The sequence below is a fragment of the Alphaproteobacteria bacterium genome, from assembly GCA_024244705.1.
GTDB lineage: Bacteria > Pseudomonadota > Alphaproteobacteria > JAAEOK01 > JAAEOK01 > JAAEOK01.
The window spans coordinates 1-9501 of record JAAEOK010000017.1; the positions used below are offsets into that span (position 1 = coordinate 1).

Consider the following 9501-nt stretch of genomic DNA (forward strand, 5'->3'; position numbering starts at 1 on the left):
CGAGGGTCGACTCTCGCCAAATCCGGCCCTCCGCGCAAGAGGGCGCAATCGTGGAATCTAGGTCCGATTCGTTACCGTCCCGCCGATCTGATAGGCTGGCTCGGTTTCAGACCAAGGGATCCAGACCATGGGCACCGAAATGTCGAGTCCTCGTATATCGAGTCTGTCGTGGGGCCGATTGGTGACCGATGACGGCGTGGCCTACAAGGACGCGAAGCTGTATCCCGGTGGCGGCCGCGAATGGGACTGGTGCGAAACCGGCACCCATCATGTTCCCGGCATCCAACCGGCGGATGTCGAGGAACTGCTGGCGACCGACGCCGATGTAGTCGTTTTGTCGACCGGCCATTGGCGGAACTTCAAGTCTGCCCCGCCACTCTTGAGTTGTTGGCGCAGCGGGGTCTCGACGTTCGAGTCGCCCAGACCGAAGAAGCGGTGGAGATCTACAACTCACTGAGGGTTTCGCATCGGGTCGCCGGATTGTTCCATTCGACGTGCTGACTGGATCGTCGTGGGCGCCTCGTTATCCTCCATCCGGGAGGCCGATCCCGATCACATCGGCGGGTCCAGGGACCCTCCCAGTTAATTGATAGCGGGTTTGCGCGACCCCCGGCGGGGCGCGAAAAAGCCGTACAGTCCGGGCAGGGGGTCGCGCCAACTGCAGGCCGTGTCCGTTTGTGCGCGGAGGAACGACAGCGCCGCCGCCCCGGACCAGCGGGTCGCCCCCCATAGGTCGATTTCGCCACCACGAAAAGCGCGCCGCATGCCGGTGAGATCGAGGTGAACGGAGGACGCGCGAACGCCGATCGGGTACCCGGGTTCGGTCGTTTCGACGTCAATCGGCTCGCCCATCGCCAGATTCAAGGCCAAGATCGGGAAATCCAGGCCGAGCCTTCGGGGTAACTCGGAGAGCGCGCATTGCCGCGGGTTGAGTTCGAGGAATGTGTACCGCCCGGATTCGACGCCGTGGAATTGAATCGCGCCGACCCCGGTATAGTGAAGGTGTCGCGCCAGTCGCGCGGTGCAGTCCGACAACCGCGCCGAAAGCGGCACCGTGGCAAAGGTGGACGAAAGCCCGACACCATCGAGCCAATCGGTTCTCAGGGTGTCGATCTGGATTCCACTATGAATCTCACCGGACTTGGCGGCGAACTGGATTGATCGGACCTGACCGGGGACATATTCCTGGACCATGAGCCGATCGTGACCCTTCGGCCACGCAGGGAAATGCGCGTCCGCGCCGTCCATGTCGCGGCAGATGATGGCCTTGCGGCGGTGCACACGATGAAGCAGCCGCGTCGGCTTGACGATACAGGGGAAGCCGATTTCGCGGAACCCGTCGAAAAGCCCGGGCAGGTCTGTCACGACCCGATAGGGTGCGACGGGTATGCCGAGGGTATCCGCGATACCGGTCGCTTCAATTTTGTCCAGGCAGGCCGTGACGGCCGACCGGTCCGGCATGACAACGGTGAGTGATTTTGGCAGTCTGCCCCCGAGTTCGGTGAGGACCGCCACTTCCAAATCGCCGCTCGGAAACACCGTGTGAAGATCGGGCCGTTCGGAAACCAAACGATTCAATGCGCCAGGGAACTCGTCGGCGTCGCCGATGAGCGGCGGATGGCGCCAGATTTCATCGACGCACCGCGACGCCTCGGTCGGCGACGGACGCTCGTCGCGGCTCAGCATCGTCCGATATCCCGCGGCATGCAGGGACCGAACGATCGCCAATGCCTGACGGTTGTGCTGGCCGAGCACCAGAACGGTGCCCCGATCACCCGAACCCCTTGCCTCAGATGGGCGCATCATAGTGCCGGTTACGTCGGTTGGAAGAACGACCGCGAAGACGGTCGTCCCTGGTCATCATGGTTTCCGGACATGGCCGGTGGAGAATGGTTCGACCTAGCGTCTGGCCAGCATGTCGACCTCGACCAAGGCGTCAACGGCAAGTGCGGTGACGCCGATGCAGGTGCGGGCCGGCAGGCGGTCGGTGGGGAAGTAGGACCGGTAGGCGTCGTTGAATGCGGCATAGTCGCGCTTGAACTCGGTCAGGTAGGCGCGCGCCGAAACGACGTTCGAAAGGGCAAGGTCGAGCCCGTTGAGGACGATGACAAGATTGTCCATGACGCGTCTGGTCTGGGCCGCGATTTCATTGGCGAGCGGCGCATCCGGGTCGTCCGGATCGGTCGGCATTTGCCCGGTCAGCATGATCCAGCCGTCGACCTCCACGGCGTGGGAGAACGGCGCCACCGGGCGTGGCGCACCGGCAACCATATGAAACAAGGGAGGTGACATGGCTTGATCCTTTAGGCGCGCGAAATCGGCGGCGGAAGCCGAGTTGCTACGTTAGGGGCGCACGATTCGTTTTGTCAAACCAGGTCGGCGTCATGTCTCTGCGGCGGCGGTTCGGAACGATCCGCGCCGGTCTCGACCCGGTCTCGAACCGGTGCGTATGGGGTGGCGGGGATCGGCTTCCGTGACGGCTTGGGGCGGCGCCCGCCCCACGTATAGGCTATTGTCATGGCGTCGTTCTGAATGCGCCCGGCAATTGGTCGTGTGGAAACCCTCGGCTCGAATGCTTTCTCTTCATCGTCCAAAAGCGCTCTGGACCCGATTCGATCGTAGGCGTCGAGAATCCGGCCTTTCTCACGTGGCATACCTTTCGCTGCGGACCATTCTGCCGACCCGGGTTTTCGATTTTCGAACTCTTTCCGTCATTGCTCTGGATCTCCGTTCGGTATCTCCGGGGCCGCAGCACGACAGCGACATTCGGGAGATTTCGGAAGACGATCTCGGGCCGATCGATGAAGACGGAACGTCGATGTCGCGATTACGTGAACGATTTCGGAAGGGATGGAGATTGTGGACCATCGAGGTGAGGACGACCTAGTCGCGCAAGATTGGCTCGGCGGGTCCTCCCGCCACGTTGCAAAATGGCTGGTCCTCGAGGGAGAGGACGGCGACGTTTGGTCGGAATTCATCGATGTTGAGCCCGGCTATCGCGGACGCGGTCTTGGGCCGCGTTTGAGGAGCTATGTCGTTCTCGAATGCACGAACGCCGGGATCAAGCGGATGCTCGGCTTGATCGACGCGACCAACCGAAACTCGTTTCGCGCCATGGGGAAGCTTGGCTATATTCCGCTCGGTCGGTTGTTTTTCGTGCGTATTCTCGGTCTCGCCTTGATTCGCCATGGCAAGATCTGGCGGCTCGGCTGTTGGCGCCCGGGCGCTCCTCTCAGGGTTTCGGTTCCCACGATCGCGGAGTGATACGACATCACGTTGGTGTGAGCTTCAATGGCCCTGGCACTCACTTTACGCAACGACCGACACGGACAACCCGCCGCCGCGCGTTAATCCGCGCCGAAGGATATATCTATTGCTCGCCGACGGTGAGCGGCATCAGCGGCGCGATGGCCGCGTCCCAGGCCTCCGGAACGCCGCTCCAGCGGTCCGGAACCACGATCAGTCGCTGCCGTACGGTTTTGCCGCGAAGGTGCGGCAGGGCAATCTTGAGCGCATCGAGCAGCACCGGCGTCATGGCGTCGAGGTTCGAGTTCAATTCCGCTTCCCTGTCGGCGTCGCTCTCGAACGATCCCTGGCCGGCCGCCTCCCATTTATCGTACATCGACTTGCGGACAATCCCCGCCGCGGTGATCTGAGATCCAAAGAAATTTTCCGCCAGGTCTTGCGGCAGGTCTTGCGCGCTTGCTTGTTCGGCGACGTCCCGCAATATTCGGCGCTCGTCGGCCGTATCCTGCGCCGGAACACCGTTTGCCCATGTGTATTTTGCCTGCTCGGCTACCAAGCCGAGGCGCTTCGACATGAGGTCGAGCAGCCGCCCGACCTCGTCGGCATCGGCCCTGGCGGTCAATCCGGCGATCGCCGCAATGACGATCACGAGGCCAAGGAGAGTTTTTCGCGGATTCATGGGCACTTTGCTCTTAGTTATCGGAGGGCAACGAATTTCTCGCGGGACGAGGGGCCGCCCCCGCCGAGGCGGATTCGGGTGGCCCTCGAATGAGCACCGCATTCGCCCTCGATGGCCGATTGCGATTTCGCGTTGTGTACACGCGCGCTAGACTGGGCGCAATCCCGAGTGAATCGAAGAGACCCTTGATTACGGAGGGTGATCATGATCCGGGGCCGAAGGGTATTCTTGCGTCTTGTGGCGATTGCCGGGGGCGGATCAGCGATGGTTGGCGCAGTCGGTGCGTCGTTGATCGGCGGCGTACGCGCGCAGGACAGCGAGTTGGTGGCGGAAAGCGTGAGCGAGGCGCTCCGCGAGATCGTCGCCGGCCATTTCGAAATCGACCCGTCGAGCATGCAAGAGAGTACCAGCTTCGCCAAGGGCCTCGGCGCCACCAGCGATGACATGGCGGCGTTGCGCCAGGCGATCAACGACGAATTCGGTCTCGAGTTGACGGGCGCGGACTTGGCGAAGGTGAAAACGATCAGGCAGACGCGCGATTTGATAATCGAGCGGCTGCCCTAGGGCACATCGAGTGGCCGGACCGGTTGTGGCCGTTACTGCCGATCCGTAATGTGGCGAGCCTGAGTCGGGTCTCGCTGAATATCAATTGGTGTCAATCCCATGCCGCCTTGGGTGGAATCGACCGCCATCACAACCCAGGAACCAAGATCGGAGCCGTTGACCATGGTCTCTCGTAACCGATTCACGCGGCGCCGCGTCCTGATCGGCGGTGCCGCGGCCGCAGCCCTGGCGGCATCGCCGCTGGAGGCGACTGCGTCACCGCGCGTCGCGCCGGCCGAGGTGCTGGCGCGGCTCCGCAGTGGCAACGACCGATACGCGAACAATATATCGGCCAACAGGGATTATTCGGCGGGACGCGCCGAGCGATCGGTGGGACAAGCTCCGTTCGCCGCGCTCCTCGGTTGCGCCGATTCGCGGGTCGCCCCGGAGCTGGTGTTCGATCAGCCGCCGGGGCAGTTGTTCGTGGTCAGCGTGGCCGGGAATTTCGTCAACGAAGACGGCCTCGCCAGCCTTGAATACGGGGCAAAGGTACTGGGAACGTCGGTGATCATGGTGCTCGGTCATTCCGCCTGCGGGGCGGTGAGCGCGATGATCAAGAACGTCACCGAGAACGCGCAATTGCCCGGTCACCTGCCCAGTTTGATCGATGCGATCAGGCCGGCCGTGATGGCTGCCAAGGCACAGCATCCCCCCGACCTCCTGGCGGCAGCCACGGCCGAGAATGTGCGGCGCAATGTCTCTTATCTCGAGACCGCGCCGCCGATCCTGGCCAATTTGGTCGCCAAAGGTGATCTGATGATCGTGGGCGGCGTATATGACATCGCTACAGGGCGGGTGAACATTCTCTGATCCGGGACCGGAATGTCGATATTCTCGGCGTGGCCCGGCCGTCTAAGGCGGCCCCGATCGACCGCTAGTCGTAAGGCGGGAAGCTATACCCCTGGGGCGACAGCGTGAAGATTTCGTGGCCGTCGGCGGTGACGCCGACCGAATGTTCGAACTGCGCCGACAATTTCTTGTCGCGGGTGACCGCGGTCCACCCGTCGCTGAGGATCTTCACGTCGAAGCGGCCCGCATTGATCATCGGCTCGATTGTGAAGAACATGCCCTCTCGTAGAATCTCGCCTTCGCCCTGACGTCCGTAATGGAGAATGCTGGGCGCGTCGTGGAACACGCGGCCAAGACCGTGGCCGCAAAAATCGCGGACGACGGAAAACCGGTTGGCCTCGGCGTGCTGCTGAATAGCGGCGCCGATATCGCCCAGGGTGGCGCCCGGTATCACCGCCTCGATCCCTTTCATCATACATTCGTAGGTCACCGTGGTCAGCCGCTGCGCCAGCAGCTTGACCTCGCCGACATAAAACATGCGCGAGGTATCGCCGTGCCAACCATCGAGGACAACGGTGATGTCGATGTTGATGGTATCGCCGTCCTTCAACACTTTGTCGCCGGGGATGCCGTGACAGACGACATGGTTCACCGAAGTGCAGATCGATTTCGGAAAGCCGCGATAGCCGAGTGGCGCCGACGTCGCGCCATGGTCGAGGATGAACGCGTGGCAGAGATCGTCGAGCCGTTCCGTAGTGACGCCCGGTACGACGTGGGGGGTGACGAAATCGAGCGTCTCGGCCGCCAGCCGGCCGGCCCGGCGCATCGCCTCGAAATCGTCCGGGCCGTGGATCTTGATCGCCCGGCGCCCGGTTAGCGGAATATCGTCAACACTCATCCGATTCATGGCCGGCCGCTATCCTTCCAGTTCCAATGGCGCGTCCACGGTAATCGCGGTCGTCGACATATCGCAAGCGTAACATAGAACTTCGACGCCGCGCCGGCGGGCCTCGTCCAGGGCCTGCGCGTAGGTCGGGTCGATGTCGGCGGCAATGCGCAAACGGTCGCAATCGCCGCGCTGGACGACATAGAACATGACCGCACGGTGGCCGGCCTCGACCATATCGCCCAGTTCGCCGAGATGCTTGGTACCGCGCGCCGTGACCGAATCCGGAAACTCGGCCGCGGCGCCGCGCTTGAAGTGGACGTTCTTGACCTCGACGTAGCAGTCGGGCCGGTTGTCGTCTTCGAGGAGCAGGTCGATCCGCGAATTTCGACCGTATTTGACCTCGCGCCGCCGGCTCGCATAGCCGGACAGTTCGGGCACCAGGTCGGCGGCCACCGCCTCCTCGACCAATCCGTTGGGGTGGCTGGTATTGATACCGACGAGATGGTCGCCGACGCGGATCATTTCCCAGCTGTATTTGAGCTTGCGGGCCGGATTCTGCGCCGGCGAAAGCCACACCTCCGACCCTGGTTCGGTCAGACCCAGCATGGCGCCAGGATTTGCACAATGGGCCGTCACCGTGGTGCCGTCGTCGAGTTCCACATCGCTGAGGAACCGCTTGTAGCGTCGGATCAGGATGCCGCGGTGAAGGGGAGCGGGAAACTGCATGACCGGCAAAGTAGGGTTTCCGCGGCGTGCTTTCAACGCCTCCGCGGCGATGCGCGCAGACGACTATTGATTGCCGCGGCCGCGCTTGCCATACAGGTCCGATGAAGCCCGACGACCGAGCATCGAACGACGCCCCGCGCGACGCGGCGGTCAGCGCCTGCCTGATCATCATCGGCAATGAGATCCTGTCCGGGCGGACCCAGGACAAGAACCTGTCCTATGCCGCCAAGTGGCTGAACCAGAACGGAATTCAGCTGCGAGAAGTGCGAGTCATCCCCGACGTCGAGGACGCGATCGTCGAATCCGTCAACGACTGCCGGCGACGCTTCGATTATGTCTTTACCACCGGCGGCATCGGCCCCACCCACGACGACATCACCGCCGCCAGCATCGCCCGTGCCTTCGGTGTCCCGATCGAGCGCAACGAGGCAGCGCGGAAGCTTCTCGAGGAACAGTACATTCCCGGCGACCTGACCGAAGCCCGCCTCAAGATGGCCGATATTCCGGCCGGCGCCCAACTGATCGAGAATCCAATCAGCAAGGCGCCGGGCTTTCAGATCGACAACGTGTTTGTCATGGCCGGGGTGCCGGCCATCATGCAGGCGATGTTGGATAGCGTTCAGCATCGTCTCGTCGGCGGCACGCCGGTGGCCTCGCGGCAGATTGCCTGTTTCCTTGCCGAAGGCCGGGTCGCCCACGGCCTGGCGGCGGTCCAGGAACGGTTCCCGCATATCGACATCGGCAGTTACCCGTTCTGGAAAATGCGCAAGTTCGGCGTCAGCGTCGTTTTGCGCGGTACCGATGAAGCGAGCCTCGCGGCGGCGACCGAGGCGGTGCGGTCACTGATCCGCGACCTCGGCGGCGATCCGCACGACGAGGCGGTGGGGTAATGGAGACGTCCCTGTCCCTGGTCGCCGGGGCACTGTTCGGCCTGGCCGCTATTCTGATCTATCTTGGCATTCGGCGCCTGGCCGACAAGACCCTCGATCCGGCCACGCGGCGCCGGGCTTTTGGCCGCTGAACGCGGGCCTGGCGGCGCTCGCCCTGTCGCTGTTCCTGATCATGGAATAGGCCGCGGCCGGCCGCCGCGCCAATGACCCGATACCGGAGACAAACACCGTGCTGACCTATCGCCCGACCGACCGCTATGACGACCTCGAACCGTGGCCGTTTACCGCCGTCGAATCCGACTACAGAATCCTGCGCGGAAATCCACGGGCCTCGGGCCGGCTCGATTTCGGCACGGCCGAGAGCGCCCATCGTCTCGGCATTTGGGCCTGTACGGCGGGCGCCTTCGAATGCACCGAACGGGGCGACGAATTGCAGACCATCCTGACGGGTCGCGTGCGGTTGACCCGGCCGGACGGCGCGGCCGATGAATTCGGCCCCGGCGACAGCTTCGTGACCCGCAAGGGCGAACGGCTGCAGTGGGATATTCGCGAGGACGTCACCAAGGTCTTCTTCACCTACGACGCCTATGGTGATTAGGGGTTGGAGCAGGCTAGGGGCGCGGCGGATCGTTGTTCCGCGATCCGAACAGGCGGGCGACGGTGACGGCGACGATCCAGGCGCCGAGCGGGACGATGAAGATCAAATCGAACAGCGGGTCGCCCATGTTGCCGCCGGTGACCGCGACGACGCCGACGACCCACACCACGGTCAATGCGTAGCCCGCCCGGATCCAGAATTTTCGGCTGCGCAGGCCCACCGCGACCTCCTCCCGTCGCCGCGAAGCATAACCGATCGGGCTAGACCCGCCACGGCGAAACGAACCGGCCCGCCCGCGCCCGTCGATTTCGCCTGCCCACTTGCTCGCCGGGCCACGGCCGCAGTAGGGTGCCGGGCCTGCCCGCTTGGCGGAACTGGTAGACGCAAGGGACTTAAAATCCCTTGGCCTTCGGGCCGTCCGGGTTCGAGTCCCGGAGCGGGCACCAATCATTTCAAAGGTTTAGAAGAAGGCTGCGGTCGGTCGTCGTGAGCGACAATTACGGACGTGTGTAATTGTGGTGTAGTCGCGTCAGGATTTCCGCAGCTTGGCCACCGAACCCTGTTCATGGGCCGTTACCGTCTCCGACATCCTATCAAGCGCCGCGTCCACCTGTTCGTCACTCGGGTGAGTGTAACGACGAAGGGCTGTTAGGCTCCTGTGGCCGGATAGCTTCTGGATAGCCTTGGGCCGCTGCTCTTGCTTCGAGAATCGAGTCAATGCCGTACGACGAAGTGTGTGCGGCGTTATGCGGCCCGGGTCGAGCTCGGCTCCGATAACGCACCGCTGAAACGGTCGGCTCATCTGTTCAACATGCCCGCTCTTAGAGCGCTTGCTCGTGAACATCCAACCATCCGGGTCTTCCGCCATTGTCGCTACCGATGTAATTCTCCCCATTAGTTGGAGTGACCCCCAGGGGCTGGACACCAATCAGGCGGCTGGTTTGACCGGCTGCCGGGCGTGATCCTCCTCGAACTGTTGTGGGCTCCGATATCCGAGCGCGGAGTGGAGCCGTGTGGAATTGTAGACCTCCTCGATGAAACGTGGGAGCCGATCGATGACATCCTGAAACGTCTCGTAGCC

General features: G+C 63.1%; 12 protein-coding genes, 1 tRNA gene and 1 pseudogene. 7 read left to right on the forward strand and 7 right to left on the reverse strand.

Features of this window, described 5'->3' with window-relative positions; all coding sequences use genetic code 11:
* The first annotated feature begins 139 nt into the window (after positions 1 to 139).
* Positions 140 to 501, forward strand: a pseudogene (locus GY791_01420) (hypothetical protein).
* A gap of 81 nt (positions 502 to 582) precedes the next feature.
* Here GY791_01420 and GY791_01425 read toward each other — a convergent pair.
* The gene (locus GY791_01425) at positions 583 to 1806 is read right to left on the reverse strand and encodes an ATP-grasp domain-containing protein (protein ID MCP4327084.1); all 1224 of its coding nucleotides are present in this window, start codon (positions 1804 to 1806) and stop codon (positions 583 to 585) included.
* 93 nt (positions 1807 to 1899) lie between these two features.
* The gene (locus GY791_01430) at positions 1900 to 2271 is read right to left on the reverse strand and encodes a RidA family protein (protein MCP4327085.1); all 372 of its coding nucleotides are present in this window, start codon (positions 2269 to 2271) and stop codon (positions 1900 to 1902) included.
* A 588-nt stretch (positions 2272 to 2859) separates the two neighbouring features.
* Here GY791_01430 and GY791_01435 point away from each other — a divergent pair.
* The gene (locus GY791_01435) at positions 2860 to 3264 is read left to right on the forward strand and encodes a hypothetical protein (GenBank protein MCP4327086.1); all 405 of its coding nucleotides are present in this window, start codon (positions 2860 to 2862) and stop codon (positions 3262 to 3264) included.
* A gap of 106 nt (positions 3265 to 3370) precedes the next feature.
* Here GY791_01435 and GY791_01440 read toward each other — a convergent pair whose 3' ends face one another.
* Positions 3371 to 3925 carry a hypothetical protein gene (locus GY791_01440; GenBank protein MCP4327087.1) on the reverse strand — a complete coding sequence of 185 codons (555 nt, stop codon included), beginning with the start codon at positions 3923 to 3925 and terminating at the stop codon, positions 3371 to 3373.
* Between the two features lie 264 nt (positions 3926 to 4189).
* Between GY791_01440 and GY791_01445 the strand changes: the two genes are divergently transcribed.
* A complete protein-coding gene (locus GY791_01445) occupies positions 4190 to 4489 on the forward strand; it encodes a hypothetical protein (protein ID MCP4327088.1) in 300 nt (99 codons plus the stop codon).
* Positions 4490 to 4651: 162 nt separating this feature from the next.
* Entirely contained in the window at positions 4652 to 5338 is a 687-nt protein-coding gene (locus GY791_01450) for a carbonic anhydrase (protein ID MCP4327089.1), read from the forward strand.
* A gap of 64 nt (positions 5339 to 5402) precedes the next feature.
* On the opposite strand, the gene map is transcribed toward GY791_01450, so the two are convergent.
* Complete coding sequence (map, locus tag GY791_01455) at positions 5403 to 6224, reverse strand: type I methionyl aminopeptidase (GenBank protein MCP4327090.1); 822 nt, start codon at positions 6222 to 6224, stop codon at positions 5403 to 5405.
* 9 nt (positions 6225 to 6233) lie between these two features.
* The gene (gene sfsA, locus GY791_01460) at positions 6234 to 6932 is read right to left on the reverse strand and encodes a DNA/RNA nuclease SfsA (GenBank protein MCP4327091.1); all 699 of its coding nucleotides are present in this window, start codon (positions 6930 to 6932) and stop codon (positions 6234 to 6236) included.
* Between the two features lie 101 nt (positions 6933 to 7033).
* Between sfsA and GY791_01465 the strand changes: the two genes are divergently transcribed.
* Together GY791_01465 and GY791_01470 are read left to right on the forward strand one after the other, a co-directional pair.
* Positions 7034 to 7822, forward strand: a complete 789-nt coding sequence (locus GY791_01465; protein MCP4327092.1) for a competence/damage-inducible protein A — start codon at positions 7034 to 7036, stop codon at positions 7820 to 7822.
* A gap of 229 nt (positions 7823 to 8051) precedes the next feature.
* The gene (locus GY791_01470; GenBank protein MCP4327093.1) at positions 8052 to 8420 is read left to right on the forward strand and encodes a DUF861 domain-containing protein; all 369 of its coding nucleotides are present in this window, start codon (positions 8052 to 8054) and stop codon (positions 8418 to 8420) included.
* 13 nt (positions 8421 to 8433) lie between these two features.
* Here GY791_01470 and GY791_01475 read toward each other — a convergent pair whose 3' ends face one another.
* Entirely contained in the window at positions 8434 to 8640 is a 207-nt protein-coding gene (locus GY791_01475; protein ID MCP4327094.1) for a hypothetical protein, read from the reverse strand.
* 139 nt (positions 8641 to 8779) lie between these two features.
* Here GY791_01475 and GY791_01480 point away from each other — a divergent pair.
* A tRNA-Leu gene (locus GY791_01480) sits at positions 8780 to 8866 on the forward strand.
* Between the two features lie 83 nt (positions 8867 to 8949).
* Here GY791_01480 and GY791_01485 read toward each other — a convergent pair.
* Positions 8950 to 9288, reverse strand: a complete 339-nt coding sequence (locus tag GY791_01485; GenBank protein ID MCP4327095.1) for a phage integrase family protein — start codon at positions 9286 to 9288, stop codon at positions 8950 to 8952.
* Between the last annotated feature and the right edge of the window lie 213 nt (positions 9289 to 9501).

Excerpts from the sequence above, each read along its gene's own strand:
- GY791_01425 (MCP4327084.1), bottom strand. The coding sequence starts at position 1,806 with ATGATGCGCCCATCTGAGGCAAGGGGTTCGGGTGATCGGGGCACCGTT.
- GY791_01430 (MCP4327085.1), bottom strand. The coding sequence starts at position 2,271 with ATGGTTGCCGGTGCGCCACGCCCGGTGGCGCCGTTCTCCCACGCCGTG.
- GY791_01440 (MCP4327087.1), bottom strand. The coding sequence starts at position 3,925 with ATGAATCCGCGAAAAACTCTCCTTGGCCTCGTGATCGTCATTGCGGCG.
- GY791_01445 (MCP4327088.1), top strand. The coding sequence starts at position 4,190 with ATGGTTGGCGCAGTCGGTGCGTCGTTGATCGGCGGCGTACGCGCGCAG.
- GY791_01450 (MCP4327089.1), top strand. The coding sequence starts at position 4,652 with ATGGTCTCTCGTAACCGATTCACGCGGCGCCGCGTCCTGATCGGCGGT.
- map (MCP4327090.1), bottom strand. The coding sequence starts at position 6,224 with ATGAATCGGATGAGTGTTGACGATATTCCGCTAACCGGGCGCCGGGCG.
- sfsA (MCP4327091.1), bottom strand. The coding sequence starts at position 6,932 with ATGCAGTTTCCCGCTCCCCTTCACCGCGGCATCCTGATCCGACGCTAC.
- GY791_01465 (MCP4327092.1), top strand. The coding sequence starts at position 7,034 with ATGAAGCCCGACGACCGAGCATCGAACGACGCCCCGCGCGACGCGGCG.
- GY791_01485 (MCP4327095.1), bottom strand. The coding sequence starts at position 9,288 with ATGGCGGAAGACCCGGATGGTTGGATGTTCACGAGCAAGCGCTCTAAG.